The 15,952-nt window shown below is 69.9% G+C and carries 15 protein-coding genes; 6 read left to right on the forward strand and 9 right to left on the reverse strand.

Features of this window, described 5'->3' with window-relative positions; translation table 11 throughout:
* Positions 1-1,131, reverse strand: a complete 1,131-nt coding sequence (locus FCI23_RS15375; protein WP_136724550.1) for a mechanosensitive ion channel family protein — start codon at positions 1,129-1,131, stop codon at positions 1-3.
* A 31-nt stretch (positions 1,132-1,162) separates the two neighbouring features.
* On the opposite strand from FCI23_RS15375, the gene FCI23_RS15380 reads away from it, so the two are divergent.
* Positions 1,163-1,747: a dienelactone hydrolase family protein gene (locus FCI23_RS15380; protein ID WP_136724447.1), complete on the forward strand. Its 585-nt coding sequence runs from the start codon at positions 1,163-1,165 to the stop codon at positions 1,745-1,747.
* Positions 1,748-1,819: 72 nt separating this feature from the next.
* Here the strand turns inward: FCI23_RS15380 and FCI23_RS15385 are convergent, their stop codons facing one another.
* From FCI23_RS15385 to FCI23_RS15395, 3 genes are all read right to left on the reverse strand, one after another.
* Positions 1,820-2,623 carry a thioredoxin domain-containing protein gene (locus tag FCI23_RS15385; protein WP_136724448.1) on the reverse strand — a complete coding sequence of 268 codons (804 nt, stop codon included), beginning with the start codon at positions 2,621-2,623 and terminating at the stop codon, positions 1,820-1,822.
* A gap of 73 nt (positions 2,624-2,696) precedes the next feature.
* Positions 2,697-3,332, reverse strand: coding sequence for a hypothetical protein (locus tag FCI23_RS15390; RefSeq protein ID WP_136724449.1), 636 nt, complete (start codon positions 3,330-3,332; stop codon positions 2,697-2,699).
* Between the two features lie 59 nt (positions 3,333-3,391).
* Positions 3,392-4,705 (reverse strand): DUF2252 domain-containing protein, encoded by a 1,314-nt coding sequence (locus FCI23_RS15395; RefSeq protein WP_136724450.1) that lies wholly within the window; start codon positions 4,703-4,705, stop codon positions 3,392-3,394.
* Between the two features lie 275 nt (positions 4,706-4,980).
* Here FCI23_RS15395 and dnaE point away from each other — a divergent pair, with 275 nt between their 5' ends.
* Complete coding sequence (dnaE, locus tag FCI23_RS15400; protein ID WP_136724451.1) at positions 4,981-8,535, forward strand: DNA polymerase III subunit alpha; 3,555 nt, start codon at positions 4,981-4,983, stop codon at positions 8,533-8,535.
* A 77-nt stretch (positions 8,536-8,612) separates the two neighbouring features.
* Here the strand turns inward: dnaE and FCI23_RS56375 are convergent, their stop codons facing one another.
* Positions 8,613-8,783 carry a hypothetical protein gene (locus tag FCI23_RS56375; RefSeq protein ID WP_169316806.1) on the reverse strand — a complete coding sequence of 57 codons (171 nt, stop codon included), beginning with the start codon at positions 8,781-8,783 and terminating at the stop codon, positions 8,613-8,615.
* A 211-nt stretch (positions 8,784-8,994) separates the two neighbouring features.
* On the opposite strand from FCI23_RS56375, the gene FCI23_RS15405 reads away from it, so the two are divergent.
* From FCI23_RS15405 to FCI23_RS15420, 4 genes are all read left to right on the forward strand, one after another.
* Positions 8,995-10,176 carry an NYN domain-containing protein gene (locus tag FCI23_RS15405; RefSeq protein WP_136724452.1) on the forward strand — a complete coding sequence of 394 codons (1,182 nt, stop codon included), beginning with the start codon at positions 8,995-8,997 and terminating at the stop codon, positions 10,174-10,176.
* A gap of 168 nt (positions 10,177-10,344) precedes the next feature.
* Positions 10,345-11,313, forward strand: a complete 969-nt coding sequence (locus tag FCI23_RS15410) for an ABC transporter ATP-binding protein (RefSeq protein ID WP_136724551.1) — start codon at positions 10,345-10,347, stop codon at positions 11,311-11,313.
* Between the two features lie 55 nt (positions 11,314-11,368).
* Entirely contained in the window at positions 11,369-12,208 is an 840-nt protein-coding gene (locus tag FCI23_RS15415) for an ABC transporter permease (RefSeq protein ID WP_136724453.1), read from the forward strand.
* 34 nt (positions 12,209-12,242) lie between these two features.
* Complete coding sequence (locus tag FCI23_RS15420) at positions 12,243-12,875, forward strand: ABC transporter permease (RefSeq protein ID WP_322973840.1); 633 nt, start codon at positions 12,243-12,245, stop codon at positions 12,873-12,875.
* 368 nt (positions 12,876-13,243) lie between these two features.
* Here FCI23_RS15420 and FCI23_RS15425 read toward each other — a convergent pair whose 3' ends face one another.
* The 4 genes from FCI23_RS15425 to FCI23_RS15440 form a co-directional block, all read right to left on the reverse strand.
* Positions 13,244-13,468: a hypothetical protein gene (locus FCI23_RS15425; protein ID WP_136724454.1), complete on the reverse strand. Its 225-nt coding sequence runs from the start codon at positions 13,466-13,468 to the stop codon at positions 13,244-13,246.
* Positions 13,469-13,552: 84 nt separating this feature from the next.
* Positions 13,553-14,056 carry a Cys-tRNA(Pro) deacylase gene (ybaK, locus tag FCI23_RS15430; RefSeq protein ID WP_136724455.1) on the reverse strand — a complete coding sequence of 168 codons (504 nt, stop codon included), beginning with the start codon at positions 14,054-14,056 and terminating at the stop codon, positions 13,553-13,555.
* A gap of 16 nt (positions 14,057-14,072) precedes the next feature.
* Complete coding sequence (locus tag FCI23_RS15435) at positions 14,073-14,783, reverse strand: LON peptidase substrate-binding domain-containing protein (protein WP_136724456.1); 711 nt, start codon at positions 14,781-14,783, stop codon at positions 14,073-14,075.
* 108 nt (positions 14,784-14,891) lie between these two features.
* On the reverse strand, positions 14,892-15,920 hold the full coding sequence (locus FCI23_RS15440; RefSeq protein WP_136724457.1) for a hypothetical protein: 1,029 nt from the start codon (positions 15,918-15,920) through the stop codon (positions 14,892-14,894).
* Positions 15,921-15,952 lie beyond the last annotated feature (32 nt).

The following is a 15,952-nucleotide window of genomic DNA, read 5'->3' on the forward strand; positions in this document are numbered from 1 at the left end:
TCACCTGGCCGGCTGGCGGGAGCCGCCGCGGGAGCCGTCCCGCGTCGCGGGCGCCGGCACCCCGGGAGTGAGCGGGGGAGAGACCTCGTGCGGCGCCGCCGGCTCGGCCGCCGACGCGGTGTTGATCCGCGGGAGCGCGTAGGGGTGTTCCCGGCTGAGCCAGTCGATGAGCTGCTCGCGGACCAGACAGCGAAGGGTCCAGACCTCGGGGGAGTCCGCGGCCGTGACCAGGGCGCGGACCTCGATCGTGCTGGCTGTGGTGTTGGTCACTTCCAGGGCCCAGCCACGGCGGTCCCAGATCGCGGTGGCGGTGAGCACTTCGTGCAGCCGCTCGCGCATGAGGGCGATGGGGGTGGCGTGGTCGAGGTAGAAGAAGACGGTGCCGGTCATGCGGGGGTCGTGCCGGGACCAGTTCTCGAAGGGCTTGCTGGTGAAATACGACACAGGCATGGTGAGGCGCCGCTCGTCCCAGGTCCGTACCACCAGGTATGTGAGCGTGATCTCCTCGACGGTGCCCCACTGGGTGTCTATGACGACGGTGTCGCCGATCCGCACCATGTCGCCGAAGGCGATCTGCATCCCGGCGAAGAGATTGCCCAGCATGGACTGCGCCGCGATACCGGCGACGATGCCCAGCACCCCGGCCGAGGCCAGCAGCGAGGTCCCGGCCGCGCGCATCGCGGGGAAGGTCAGCAGCATCGAGGCGATCGCGACGACCACGACGATCGCCGCGACGACCCGCTGGATGAGCGTGACCTGCGTACGGACCCGCCGCACCCGGGCCGGATCGTGGGAGCTGGAGGCGTAGCGGGAGTACGAGGACTCCACCACGACCGCCGCGGCGCGAACCGCGAGCCAGGCGCAGGCGCCGATGAGGATGAGGGTGAGGATATGGCCGATGCCGGACCAGGGGCCACGGCCGACCCACGCGGCCCAGTAGGAGCCGCGCAGCAGGGCCGTGCAGAGCACGACGAGCATCGACGGGCGGCAGCGGTGCAGCCGGGGCCACAGGGGGCTGCGGGGCTGCCGGACGGCGGCCCGGCGCAGCGCCCGGCCGGCTGTCCAGTCGGCGGCTAGGGTGATGACCAGGGCGGCGCCGACCACGATTACCGGACGTAGCACGCTCTCCATACGGACCTCGATTGCGTTGGGGAAAGAGATCTTGTCGTCGCCTCTCCACATCATTTTGTTTCATTCGGCCTACGGGCTGCGTCCCGCCGTCCACGCCGCCGCTGACCGGCTGCGCGCCGCCGGTCACGAGGTGCATGTCCCCGACCTCTACGGCGGCCGGACCACAGACAGCGTGGAGGAGGGCATGGCGGTCAAGGACGAGATCGGCCGTGACGAGCTGCTGATGCGCGCGGTGACCGTCTCCGGGCCGCTGTCGGACAAGCGGCTGGTGTACGCCGGGTTCTCGCTCGGCGGCTCCATCGCGCAGAATCTCGCGCTGGCCGACGACAAGGCCCGTGGCCTGCTGCTCCTGCACGGTACCTCGGACATCGCGGACGACGCGGCCACCGACATTCCCGTACAGCTGCATGTCGCCGAACCGGACCCCTTCGAGCCCGAGGACTGGCTGAACGCCTGGTACCTGCGGATGCGCAAGGCCGGAGCGGATGTGGAGGTGCACCGCTACCGGGGCGCCGGGCACCTCTACACCGATCCGGAGCTGCCGGACTACGACGAGGCGGCGGCGGAACGGACGTGGGCCGTCGCACTGGACTTCCTCACGGAGCTCGCCGATTAGGGCCTGACAGGCCCTTGGCCTGTCCGCCGGCCGGTCCCGGGGCTCTGCCCGGGACCGGCCGGCGAGGCGCCGCTACTTCTTGCCGAGCTGGGTGTTCACCGCTGACTCGAACTGGGCGGCGGTCATGGACTGCACGTTGGCGATGGCCTTGCCGTCGAGCTTCACCGTCGGCGTGCCGGTGATGCCGTCGGAGTCGAACTGCTTGGACATGGTCAGCGCCCACTTGTCGTAGGTGCCCTTGTTCACCGCGTTCTGGAAGGTCTTGTTGTCCTTCAGCAACTTGGTCTTCTGCGCCAGCTCGATCAGCTTCTTGTTGCTGGAGAAGGTGTCCGTCGTCTCCACCGGGTGGTACTTCGCGGAGTACAGCAGCGTGTGGTACTCGACGAACGCGTCCTTGCTGACGTTCAGAGCCGCGCCGAGCGCGGCGAGCGCGTTCTTCGACCCGGTGCCCTTGAGGTTGCCGTCGAGGAACGTGCCCATGGTGTAAGAGATCTGGTACGTGCCGTTCGCGGCCAGCTTCTGCACCGACGCGCCCGACGTCTGCTCGAACTGCGCGCAGACCGGGCACCGCATGTCCTCGTAGACCTTGAGCACATGCTTGTTGCTCGCGTTGCCGATGACGATCGACGTTCCGTTCTTGCCGGACGAGTTGGCCGGCTGCACCAGCGGCTGGTTCGCGGCCTTCGCCCAGTAGCTGGGCTGGTTCATCTTCACCACGGCCACGCCGATGCCGACGGCTATCGCCAGCACCGCGACGACCGCGCCGCCGACGATGAACTGGCGCTTGGCCTTGTCCTTCTTCGCCTGCCGCTCGCGCTCCGCTCGAAGCCGTTCGCGGGCTGCGGACTTGGCGGCGATACTGTTCCTCTGGCTCATGATCGTGTGTTCTCCATGCTCGTACCTACGTGGACGTGGGGGGTGTTGCTCAGCAGCTCAGCAGCTCGGCCGCTCAGGCAGCGAGCGAGCAGGGCGGCCCACGTCGTACGACGGAGTGCAGCAGGAGCGGCAGCGCCGGGCCGACGGCGTTCCCCTGGGCCGGACGGTGCTTCGGGCGGGACGGCAGAGCCGCGTCCGGCGCGGCAACCGCGTGCGGCAGCGGCCGGAAGGTGGTGCGCAGCAGCTGGTGTATCGCGGCTTCGCCACGCCGCAGCCACCAGCAGGCGGTCAGGCCCACGGCGACATGGGCGGCGAGCAACATCCAGGGCGCGGCCACCGGGTCCGGGGCGGCGTGCGCGAGAGGGGCGCCGACTTCGCCGCCCCTGCAGACGAAGGCCGCGTTGATCGTGCGCCAGGAGCCGGTGATGGGCCCGCCGCCCGGGCCGTAACAGGTGTGCTGGCCGCTGGTGAAGAGCGCGTCGGCGGCCAGCTCCAGCGGCACGAGCAGTGAGGCGATCGCCCAGTAGCCGCGTTCGCGGCCGCCCAGCGCGTAGGCGGCCGCGAAGATGCCGGCGTAGGCTCCCGCCACCGTGGTGAGCGGCAGCGGGAGTTGCGACAGAAGGGTGTGGGCGGTCACGGCGAGCGTGACGCACAGCGCCGCGAAGAGCGCCGCGCGCAGCGCCCTCAGCCGGGGTCCCGTCACCTCCATGGCGCAGAGTGTGCCACGGTTGTGTGTAAGTAGTAATTAAAGCTTGGGGTTCTCCTGAATCAACCGAGCCTTCCATTGCGGAAGAGGTCCACGAAGATCTGGTGATCGGCGCGTGCCCGGGCGCCGTAGCGGTGCGCGAACTCCACCAGCGCCTCGGCGAAACCCTTCTCGTCCCGGGCGATCGCCTCATCGATGGCGTCCTCGATGGAGAACGGCACCAGCGAGTGCCCGCTCTCGTTGTCCGCCGCCGCGTGCATCCCGGCCGTCGCGCGCCCCAGATCGGCGACAACCGCCTCGATCTGGGCCGGCTCGTCGAGGTCCGACCAGTCCAGGTCCACGGCGTACGGCGACACCTCGGCGACCAGCTGGCCGACGCCGTCCAGCTCGGTCCAGCCCAGATACGGGTCGGCGTGGGCCTGGAGCGCGCGCTGCGAGATCACCGTGCGGTGGCCCTCGTGCCGGAAGTAGTCCCGTACCGCCTGGTCGGTGATGTGCCGGGAGACCGCCGGGGTCTGCGCCTGCTTCATATAGATCACCACGTCGTTCTCGAGCGCGTCGGTGTGACCCTCCAGCAGGATGTTGTACGAGGGCAGGCCCGCGCTCCCGATACCGATGCCCCGCCGCCCGACGACATCCTTGACCCGGTGGCTCTCCGGGTTGATGCGGCTGGTCTCCGGCAGCGTCTCCAAATAGGCCTCGAACGCCTCCAATACCCTGGCGCGGGTAGCGTCGTCCAGCTCCACCGAACCGCCACCGGGCGTGAAGCGGCGGTCCCAGTCCCGGACTTCCGTCATCGAGTCGAGCAGTGAGACCCTCGTCTCGGTACGGGCATGCCGCAACGCGTCCAGCAGCGGGCCCCGCGCCGTGTCGAGCGTGAGCGGCGGGACGCTCTTGTCCGCGGCAAGGGCACGGATACGCTCGCGGTAGGCGGCGGCGTAGGTGCGTACCAGCCCGGAAATGGTCTCGTCGGCGAGCGCCTTGGTGTAGCCGATCAGCGCTATGGAGGCGGCGAACCGCTGGAGGTCCCAGGTGAAGGGGCCGACGTAGGCCTCGTCGAAGTCGTTGACATTGAAGATCAGCCGGCCGTTGGCGTCCAGATATGTGCCGAAGTTCTCGGCGTGCAGGTCGCCGTGGATCCACACCCGTGAGGTGCGCTCGTCCAGGTAGGGGCTGTGGTTCTGCTCCTCCTCGGCCAGATCCGCGTAGTACAGGCACGCGGTGCCCCGGTAGAAGGCGAAGGCGGAGGCCGCCATCTTGCGGAACTTGACCCTGAACGCGGCCGGGTCCGCTGCCAGCAGCTCGCCGAACGCGGTCTCGAAGACCGCCAGAATCCGCTCGCCGCGCTGCTGGTCCGTGTTGCTTGCGGTGCCCATGGTGGGGAAGCCTCCCGGTCTCGTACACGATCGGGGAACGGCCCCCGGATGTGACGCAGGAGCCTACGCCGTCATCTCCGTCGTCGATGCGATCACCAACCGTCACTGTCCGGCGACACGACGGATCTGACACCCCGCTGACCTCGCAATTGCCCCGTCGCAACCATCTGACCTGCGGAAACACGCCTGTGACCGGATCGTGGGCAAGGCCTGTGCGACGGGTCCGCGGGGGTAGGGTTAGGGGCCTCCGACCCCCCCGACGGAAGGCCTGCCCGGTGACCGATCAGCCGTTTACGCACCTGCATGTCCACACCCAGTACTCGCTGCTGGACGGTGCGGCCCGGTTGAAAGACATGTTCAAGGCGTGCAACGAGATGAACATGTCGCATGTCGCGATCACCGACCACGGCAATCTGCACGGGGCGTACGACTTCTTCCATCAGGCGAAGGCCGCCGGGGTGACCCCTGTGATGGGCGTCGAGGCCTATCTGGCGCCGGAGTCGCGCCGTTACAACAAGCCGGTCAAGTGGGGCGCGCCGCACCAGAAGCGCGACGACGTCTCCGGTGCCGGCGCCTACACGCACATGACGATCTGGGCCCGGAACAAGACGGGGCTGCACAATCTCTTCCGCGCACAGTCGCGCGCGAGCTTCGAGGGTTACTTCCGTAAGCCGCGGATGGACCGTGAGTTGCTCAGCGAGTACGCCGAGGGTCTGATGGGCACCACGGGCTGCCCCTCAGGAGAGGTCTCCACCCGTATCCGCCTGGGCCAGATGGACGAGGCGCTGAAGGCGGCCGGGGAGTACCAGGACATCTTCGGCAAGGAGAACTTCTTCGTCGAGATCATGGACCACGACATCGACATCGACCGCCGGGCCCGCGACGGCCTGATGGAGGTCTCCAAGAAGCTCGGAGCGCCGTTCGTCGTCACCAATGACTCGCACTACACGTACGCGAGCGAGTCGTCCGCCCACGACACCCTGCTGTGCATCCAGACCGGGTCGAACATGTCCGACCCCGACCGGTTCAAGTTCGACGGTTCCGGCTACTACCTGAAGTCCGCCGCCGAGATGTACGCGATCGACTCCTCCGACACCTGGCAGCAGGGCTGCCGCAACAGCCAGCTGCTGATCGCCGACCGCGTCGAGATCGACGGCATGTTCGAGTCCCGCAACCTGATGCCGCGCTTCGAGGTGCCGGAGGGGTTCACCGAGATCACCTGGTTCCGTGAGGAGGTCGCCAAGGGCATGCGGTGGCGCTTCCCGGGCGGGATCCCGGAGGACCGGCAGAAGCTCGCCGAGTACGAGATGAACACCATCATCGAGATGGGATTCCCGGGGTACTTCCTCGTGGTCGCCGACTTCATCATGTGGGCGAAGAACAACGGCATCGCCGTCGGCCCCGGCCGAGGCTCCGCCGCCGGCTCGATCGTCTCGTACGCCATGGGCATCACCGACCTCGACCCGGTGCCGCACGGTCTGATCTTCGAGCGGTTCCTGAACCCCGAGCGCATCTCGATGCCCGACGTCGACATCGACTTCGACGAGCGCAGGCGTGGCGAAGTCATCAGATATGTGACGGAAAAATATGGTTCCGACAAGGTCGCCCAAATCGCGACCTACGGCACCATCAAGGCCAAGGCCGCCATCAAGGACTCCGCGCGAGTCCTCGGCTACCCGTTCTCCATGGGCGACCGGATCACCAAGGCCATGCCCGCGGACGTCCTCGGCAAGGGCATCCCGCTCTCCGGCATCACCGACAAGAACCACCCGCGCTACAGCGAGGCGGGCGAGGTCCGGGCGATGTACGAGAATGAGCCGGACGTCACCAAGGTCATCGACGCCGCCAAGGGCATCGAGGGTCTGGTCCGGCAGATGGGTGTGCACGCCGCCGGTGTGATCATGTCCAGCGAGCCGCTGATCGACCATGTGCCTATCTTCTCGCCGAAGAACGACGGCGCGGTCGTCACCCAGTGGGACTACCCGAGCTGTGAGTCGCTCGGCCTGCTGAAGATGGACTTCCTGGGCCTGCGCAACCTGACGATCATGGACGACGCGGTCAAGTCGATCAAGGCCAACAAGGGCATCGACATTGACCTGCTGTCGCTGCCGCTTGACGACCCGAACACATACGCCCTGCTCGCACGCGGTGACACCCTCGGCGTTTTCCAGTTCGACGGCGGCCCCATGCGCTCCCTGCTGCGCATGATGAAGCCCGACAACTTCGAAGACATCTCCGCCGTCTCGGCCCTCTACCGGCCGGGCCCGATGGGCATGAATTCGCACATCAACTACGCCCTGCGCAAGAACAAACAGCAGGACATCACCCCGATCCACCCCGAGCTGGAGGAGCCGCTCCGAGAGGTCCTCGAGGTCACCCACGGCCTCATCGTGTACCAGGAGCAGGTGCAGAAGGCCGCCCAGATCCTCGCCGGGTACTCGCTCGGCGAGGCCGACATCCTGCGCCGCGTGATGGGCAAGAAGAAGAAGGAGGAGCTGGACAAGAACTTCGTCTTCTTCCAGGAGGGCTGCAAGAAGAACGGCTACTCCGACGCGGCGATCCAGGCGGTGTGGGACGTGCTGGTCCCGTTCGCCGGCTACGCCTTCAACAAGGCCCACTCGGCCGCGTACGGCCTGGTGTCCTACTGGACCGCCTACCTCAAGGCGAACTACCCGGCCGAATACATGGCCGGGCTCCTGACTTCGGTCAAGGACGACAAGGACAAGATGGCGCTCTACTTGAACGAGTGCCGTCGGATGCGTATCAAGGTGCTGCCGCCGGACGTCAATGAGTCGAACGCGAACTTCACCCCGAGCGGCGACGATACGATCGTCTTCGGCCTCACGGCGGTCCGCAATGTCGGCGCGAATGTCGTCGATTCGGTGGTGCGGAGCCGTAAGGCCAAGGGGAAGTACAACTCCTTTCCCGACTTCCTCGACAAGGTCGAGGTGGTGGCCTGCAACAAACGAACCGTCGAATCACTGATCAAAGCCGGTGCCTTCGACGAGCTGAAGCACACCCGGCGCGGGCTCACCGAGCACTTCGAGACGATGATCGACAATGTTGTCGCGGTCAAGCGCAAGGAGGCCGAGGGGCAGTTCGACCTCTTCGGCGGCGGCGACGAGAGCGACGACACACCCGGCTTCGGGCTCGATGTCGTCTTCTCCGACATCGAATGGGACAAGGCGTACCTGCTGGCGCAGGAGCGCGAGATGCTCGGGTTGTACGTCTCGGACCACCCGCTCTTCGGCATCGAGCACATCCTCAACGACAAGACCGATGCTGCCATCGCCGCGCTGGCGGGTGACTACCAGGACGGCGCGATCGTCACCATCGGTGGCATCATTTCGGGCCTCCAGCGGAAGATGACCAAGCAGGGCAACGCCTGGGCGATCGCCACGGTGGAGGACCTGGCTGGCTCGATCGACTGCATGTTCTTCCCAGCCTCCTACCAGTTGGTATCGACCCAGCTGGTCGAGGACGCGGTGGTCTTCGTCAAGGGCCGGCTCGACAAGCGCGAGGACATCCCGCGACTGGTCGCCATGGAGCTCATGGTCCCGGACCTCTCGGACGCCGGGACCAACGCCCCGGTGACGATCTCCATCCCGACGGTCAAGGTCACCCCGCCGCTCGTTGCCCGGCTCGGTGAGGTGCTGGCCAGCCACAAGGGCAACACCGAGGTGCGTGTGAAACTCCAGGGAGTACGCAAGACCACCGTCCTGCGACTGGACCGGCACCGGGTCACCCCCGACCCGGCGCTCTTCGGAGACCTCAAGGCGCTGCTGGGGCCGGCTTGCCTCGGCACGGTGGCGCAGCAGCAGGCGGGCTGACGGGTAGCTGACGGGTAAGGGGCGCCACCAAAACAGTGGCGCCCCTTACCTCGGTCACTTCGCGGCGGTCACTCCGCTCAGTTGTGGCCGAATTTCTTCCCGCGCTTGTGGGAAGGCTGCTCCACGGAGCCGGGGATCGGCAGCCGCTCCTGGGTGGCAGTGCGGCTCTCGGACTGGTGCGGTTGCGATTCGGCGTCACGGCGTCGTTCCTGGCCGGTGCGTTCGCCACGGTTCTTGCTCTTGCCCACGATCGTGCCTCCTGGGGAAAAACTCGGACGAGGGGCTTCCCCAGGGTCGCACGGGAGTATGAAGGTCGCATTTCGGGCAGTTGATGGGTGAGACGCCCGGAAATACCGGGACCGCCACGCCGGTGATCGAGTTCCAGCTGATAACCCCTGCGCATTCGGGCAGACTCGGAGGAATATGCACGCCGGGGGGACGACCGGAAGAAGGTGCGACATGGACCGCTGCGTCGTCCTGGTGGACGCCGGGTACCTGCTGGGTGCAGCCGCGAGCCTGCTCGCAGGAGAGCCTTCCCGGTCCAGGATCACCGTCGACCACCCCGCGATCGTGGCAGGGCTCCGCGAACGCGCCGAGCTGGAGACCGGGCAGCCGCTGCTGAGGATCTACTGGTTCGACGGCGCCCCCGACCGCGTACCGCAGCCCGAGCACCGGCGGCTGCGGGTCATGCCGCGGGTGACCGTACGGCTGGGCGCACTCACCCGAACGGACGGACGCTGGGCGCAGAAAGGCGTCGACGCCGCGATGCACGCCGAGCTGTCCGAGCTCGCCCGCAACCGGGCCTGCTCGGATGTGGTGCTGGTCACAGGCGACGGGGACCTGCTGCCCGGCATGATGTCGGCCAAGGAGCACGGGGTCGCCGTGCACCTCTGGGCGGTGCAGGCAGCCGACGGGGACTACAACCAGTCCGAGGACCTGGTCGCCGAGGCCGACGAGCGGCGTGTCCTCGACCGTGAGTGGATCACCCGGGCGATCCGGGCCCGGGAGATCGCCGTGGCCTGTGCCCCGCTCACCCCCCGCCCGGAGATCGCGGCGATCCTCTCCGCACCCCTGCCCGAGTCCTCCTCCGCCGAGAGCGTCAAGGCGCCGTCCCCGGCCAAGAACGGCTCCGCCTCCTCCGAGCACGCCGCCATCGGCGGCAAGGGCGTCGTCCCCACGCCCAAGGACCTCGCCGGGCTCGGCCGCACCCAGGCCGCCTCCCAGGCCGCCCCCAACGCCACGCTGCGCTGGTCCTCCGAGAAGGGCATGGTCGCCTCGGAGACCGCCCCCGACCTCGGCCTCCCCACCCTCGCCCTGCTGACCAGCGCAGAGCAGCGCTGGGCCGACCGCGAGGAGGACATCACCACCGTCAGCGGCGATCCCTTTGAGGTCGGCCAGGTCTTCGCCCGCCGCTGGATCGCCCGCCTCGCCGACCCCTCCCAGCTTCAACTCCTGTCCACCGAGTACCCCCGTATCCCACACCGCATCGACGGTGAGCTCCTCCGCTACGCCGCCCGCTTCGGGCTCCTCGCCCATAAGGACGACCAGATCGACGAGCACGACCGCTACGCCATCCGGGCCGGCTTCTGGCGGGAAGTCGATGCCCGCACCGTTGCCGAGCACGCCCCGGCGGCCGAATAACCGGCTTGCCCGCTTGCCCGCTTGCCCGCTTGCCCGCTTGCCCGCCGGACGGCGGAACAAGGGGCCGAGGCACGGGCGGCGGGCCGGGCGGGCTACTCTCGGCTCGTGAGCGCGCGCACCAGTCCGGGGGATCCGGCACCGGCGGTACCCGCGACTGTGCGCGGGGCGGTGGCGACTGTGCGCGGGCTGGTGAAGACGTACCCGGCGGTGCGGGGCCGGCGGGGTGCCGGGAGCCCGGAGGTACGGGCGAACGACGGCATCGACCTGGATGTTCGCGGCGGCGAGATCTTCGGCCTGCTCGGCCCGAACGGAGCCGGGAAGAGCACGCTGGTACGGCAGCTGACGGGCCTGCTCCGGCCGGACGCCGGAGCGATCGACCTGCTGGGCCACGATCTCGTACGCCATCCGGACCGCGCCTCGCGGCTGGTCGGCTATCTGGGGCAGGAATCCTCCGCGCTGGACGAGCTGACGGTCGGGCTCGCCGCCGAGACGACCGGGCGGCTGCGCGGCATGGACGTCGCGACCGCCCGGGCGGAGCGGGACCACGTGCTCGCGGAGCTCGGGCTGGAAGGGCTCGCGGGGCGGCCGATCAAGCGCCTCTCGGGCGGGCAGCGGCGGCTGGCGTGCTTCGCCGCGACGCTGGTGGGGGACCGGCCGCTACTGGTGCTGGACGAGCCGACCACCGGCATGGACCCGGTGGCCCGGCGTGCGGTCTGGGCGGCGGTCGACCGGCGGCGGGCGGAGCGCGGGGTGACGGTGCTGCTGGTGACGCACAACGTGATCGAGGCGGAGACCGTTCTCGACCGGGTCGCGGTGATGGACGGCGGACGGGTGATCGCGTGCGACACCCCGGCCGGGCTGAAGGCCATGGTGGCCGATGAGGTCCGGCTCGATCTCGTATGGCGTGACCAGCCCCCGCTCGCGGTGCCGGCGATCGCCGCGCTGCGCGAGGAGGCCGCGGTCTCCGGGCGCCGCTGGACTCTGCGGCTGCCGCAGGCGCGGGCCCGTACGGTGGTGGCCGAGGTGACCGGCGGCCCGGCCTTCGCCGCGCTGGACGACTTCACACTCGCCACACCGAGCCTGGAGGACGTGTACCTCGCCCTCGGCGGCCGGCAGAAGGGACTGGTGAAGGCGTGACGGCTGCCCGCCGGAAATCAGGTTCGACGAACAGGAGCCGCGTAGCGTGAGCGTCATGTCATCTGCCGCCTCTGCCGCGTCCGCGGCCCTCTCCTTGCCCGTCGTGGCGGCCGGGACCGACCCGGGCCAGGGCGCGGCGCCGCTGGCGCCGCGGGCGCGGTTGCTGCCGGCGCTGGGAGCGGTGTACCGGGCGCAGCTGTCACGGGCCAGGGTCGCGCGGATACCGCTGCTGTTCGTGGCGACGTTCCAGTCCGTCGGGATCATGATCATGATGCGGGGCGTGGTGGCCGGGGGATCGGCGTCGGCCGCGACCTCGGTGGTGGCCGGGTCCAGCGTGCTGGTCGTGGCGTTCGTGGCGCTGAATCTGCTGGCGCAGTACTTCGGGCAGCTACGGGCCTCCGGCGGCCTCGACCACTACGCGACGCTGCCGGTGCCCCCGGCGGCGGTGGTGCTGGGGACGGCGGGGGCGTACGCGTCGTTCACGGTGCCGGGGACGATCGCGACAGCGGCGGTGGGCTGCGCGCTGTTCCAGCTGCCGTTCGCGAATCTGTGGGTGCTCGGGGCGGTGATCCCGCTGGCCGGGGCCGCGCTGGCGGGGCTGGGAGCGGCGCTGGGGCTGCTGGCGCCGCGCCAGGAGCTGGCGACGCTTTTCGGCCAGTTGGGTATGTCGGCGGCACTGCTGCTGGGCGTGCTGCCGGCCGGCAATCTGCCGGAGCCGGTGGCGTATGCGCGGGATCTTCTGCCGTCGACGTACGGTGTCGAGGCTTTCGCCCGTACTTTCGCGCCGCACCCGTACTGGGCGGCGGTCGTCGCCGATCTGGGGGTGTGCGCGGCGGTGGGAGTGCTCTCGCTGGCCGTGGCCACCTGGGCGTACCGCAGGGCCGCCTGCCGATGACGCGGCAGACAGCGAGACCTGGCACGATGTCTGAGTGACCGCACCTCTGACGCCGCATGAACAGCCTTCCACGCCGTCGTACCCGTCGGCGTCCGGACTGCCCACCGAGGGCCTGACCGAGCAGGAGCGTATGGAGTTCGGCCCCGAGCTCAAGCGCGGCGCTCTGACCGCCCTCGTGGTCGCGGTGTGCGGGGTGGTGCTGGGACTGCTGTGGCTGTGGCTGGCGCCTCGTATTCCCCTGGTCTCCGACGGCAAGGCCGTCTACCTCAAGGATTCCGAGGGTGAGCAGGCGGTCGGTGCCGACGGCACATTCGTGCTGCTCGGCCTCGGCATGGGCGCGCTGACCGCCCTCGTCGCCTTCTGGCGGTGCCGGCGCGGCGGCATCGGCATCGTCCTCGGCCTGGCGGTGGGCGGGGTGCTCGGCTCGCTGCTCGCCTGGCGCATCGGCGTCTGGCTCGGCCCCACCCAGGACATCGTCGCGCACGCCAAGCAGGTCGGCGCCAAGAAGGTCTTCGACGGCCCGCTCGATCTCCAGGCCAAGGCTGCCCTCCTCGTCTGGCCGATCGCGGCGACCCTCGCCCACCTGGGACTCACCACGGCCTTCGGCCCCCGCGATCCGCAGCCGCCGCAGGGCTGGGACGTCCCGCTACCGCCTCCGCCGCAGTAGCCGCCCCGGCGCGCCTGCGGCTGCTGGGACGTCCCGCTACCGCCTCCGCCGCAGTAGCCGCCCCGGCGCGCCTGCGGCGGGCTTCCCCCACCCCGCCCCTTCCCGGCTGCCTCCGATTTGCGGCTGGCGCCGCGTGGGGGGGCTCCGCCCCCAGGCCCGCCCTCTACGCCCTCGGGCGTGGGGGGACCCCCAGGTCCTCAAACGCCGGACGGGCTGGATTGTGCTGGCGTTGTGGGCAGGCGTGCCGCAGCGCGAGCGAAGCGAGACGGTGGCACCTCCTGGGGGCACCTCCCGGCCGAAGGCTGGGGGAGGTAGCTGGGGGAGGGTGGGCACAACCCGGCCACCGGCCCGGACAGGACCGCGGCCGGCTACGCGGGAACCGAGCGGTTCCGTGCCGCGCCGGCGTACCCCGCCCGGGGGACCTCCGCGGCAGCGGACGAGGCGGAGACGAAGCGGATCGAATGCTGGGGCGCCCGGTTCGCCTCCTCCAGCGCGGAGGCGACGACGGCGGACGGGCCGAGGAGCACTGTGGCCAGTACGCCCGCGATGATTCCGCCGTCGCGCAGCAACGATCGCTTGTCCGGGTAACCCATGACCTTCTCCCTCGGCCGAGTGCCTGATGGAGACGATCGTCGCCGACCCCGCTGTGCCGGTGCCCTGAGGTGTCTGTGGGCCTCCTACGAGGCGCGCGCGGCGCGGCCGATGGGCGCTGTGCCGGCCGAGGTGAGCTTCACCAGGTCCTGGGGGGCGAGTTCGACCTCCAGACCGCGTTTGCCCGCGGAGACGAAGACGGTGTCGTGGTCGAGGGCGGAGGAGTCGACGACCGTGCGCAGCTGCTTGCGCTGCCCCAGCGGTGAGATTCCGCCCCGTACATAGCCGGTGGTGCGTTCGGCGGCGGCGGGGTCGGCCATGGCGGCGCGCTTGCCGCCGGTGGCGGAGGCGAGGGCCTTGAGGTCCAGGGCCCCGGTGACGGGGACGACGGCGACGGCCAGCACACCGTCGATGTCGGCGACGAGCGTCTTGAAGACGCGCTCGGGGGCGGTGCCGAGGGCTTGGGCGGCCTCTTCCCCGTAGCTGGCAACGGCCGGATCGTGCTCGTAGGAGTGGAGGGTGAAGGCGGTGCCGGTCTTCTCCAGTACGACGGTGGCGGGGGTGCCGCCGGGGCGCTGCTTCTTGCCCATCGGGCGGTACCTCCGGTCAGTTGGGGCTGGGGGCCTTCTGCGTGAGGTCAACGGCGGGGATGGTGCGGAGCTTGCTGATGACGGCGGCCTCGCGGCGCAGGAGCCGCAGTTCCTCGGCGAGCCGGGTGGCGGTGTCGGGCGCTTCGAGGAGGCGTTGCTTGGCCGGGGTGTCGAGGATGGTCGCCGCGGCGACGAGGTAGGACAGCACGGACGGCTCGTCGGGGAGCTCCGGGGCGCCGGCGAGGGTACGCTCGCGGGCTCCGGCCAGCCGCTTCTGGTACGTACGGAAGGCCCGGGCGACCCCGGCGGCGAGCGCGCCCGCACCTTCGCCGGAGTGCTCGGGGAGCTCTTCGACCTCGCCGACGAGATAGGGGCCGGTGGCGTCGATGGAGAGCACCCGGAAGCGGGTGGTGCCGGTGGCGACGATTTCGTAGCCGCCGCCGGTCTCGTGTTCGCCGATGGTCGCGGCGTCGGCGGTGCAGCCGACGGTGAACAGGGCCTGGGCCGGATTCTCGCCGAAGCCCGCGGCGGCGTCGGTGGCGTCCTTCGGGGCGACTTCATGGCCGTCGCGGATGGCCACCACGCCAAAGACGCGAGGGGCGTCCTCGGGGAGCGCGATCAGGTCGCGGACGAGGGCGCGGTACCGCTCCTCGAAGATGCTCAGCGGCAGGACGAGGCCGGGGAACAGCACCGAGTTCAGCGGGAAAAGCGGAAGGCGAGCGGTCACAAACGGAAGCCTATGGCTTCGGGCCACATCGGCCGGAGCCAGCGGCCGGGGCCGGCGGCCGGGAACCGGTGTCCGCCGGAGCCGGACGGGCTCGCGCCGCCCGGACAGCTAGGCGTACGGGCCGCCCGCCCTGGCGGTGAGGCGGACGGTCGATGCCAGTTGGACGCGTACGCCGGTACGCATTTCCAGGAACTCGTGCAGGGGCTCACCCGTGCGGGACCAGGGGAAGCTGGTGGCGTGGATGCCGATGGCGCGGAACTGGTCGAGGGCTTCGGGCCAGCGCTTGCGGAGGATCAGTACCTGGGTGAGGACGTTGCGTACTTCGGCGGGCTCGCGGTCGCCGCGTTCGTGCCAGGCGGAGAGCTGGAGGGCGCGGTCGACGGCGTCGTCGATGTACGAGTCGGCGCCGCGGCCGCCGCTGAGCAGATACTCGTAGGAGGCGATCAGCGGCAGGGCGTTCACCAGGGAGCCGGGCAGGACCCGCTCGGCGGCGTCCTCGGCGAAGGCGAGGTACTCCTCGGGCGGACTGGCGGGGTCCTCGCGCAGGAAGCGCAGGGCGCTGACGTGGCAGCCGTAGTGGTGCGGGGAGCGGGCGACGGCCTGGGCCCAGAGGGCGTCGAACTCCTCGCGCGGGGCACGCAGGCCGCGGGCGCGGGTGAGGGCGATCCGCCACGGGACCGGGTCTCCGGGGGCGGCCTCGGCGGCGGTGCGGACCTGCGGGCCGGCGTCGTGCAGGCGGGCGACGTGTCCGCGGCCCGTGCGCCAGGCGCCGCGTACGGCGATCTCGGCGTGCAGCAGGGCGAGGTCGGGGTCGTCGGGGTCGGCGTCCCACCAGGTGTCGAGCCAGCTCCGGCCGGGAGCGTCGCGGGGGCCGGACCGGCCGGCGGCGATGAGGTGCTGTTCGGCGAGCCAGCCGACGTAGCGGTCGCGCGCCTCCCACCAAGCGGTTTCGCGGGTCCGGGCCAGCAGTTCGGAAACCGGCTTGAAATCGCCGTCTAGCAGCCCCGTCGAGGCAGCGGCGAGCCGCTCGTCGGGCGCGTCGAGCCGCACTGTGTCATCGGGCGGCAGATCGGCCCCGATGTGCGGAGTGTGGCGCATCATGCGTGACACGGCGACGAGGGAGTGAAGGAAAGGCATGATGCGCTTATTGAAAGGCCATTGCCCGCCTC

Origin of the sequence: Actinacidiphila oryziradicis (assembly GCF_005047355.1) — a bacterium.
Lineage (GTDB): Bacteria > Actinomycetota > Actinomycetes > Streptomycetales > Streptomycetaceae > Actinacidiphila > Actinacidiphila oryziradicis.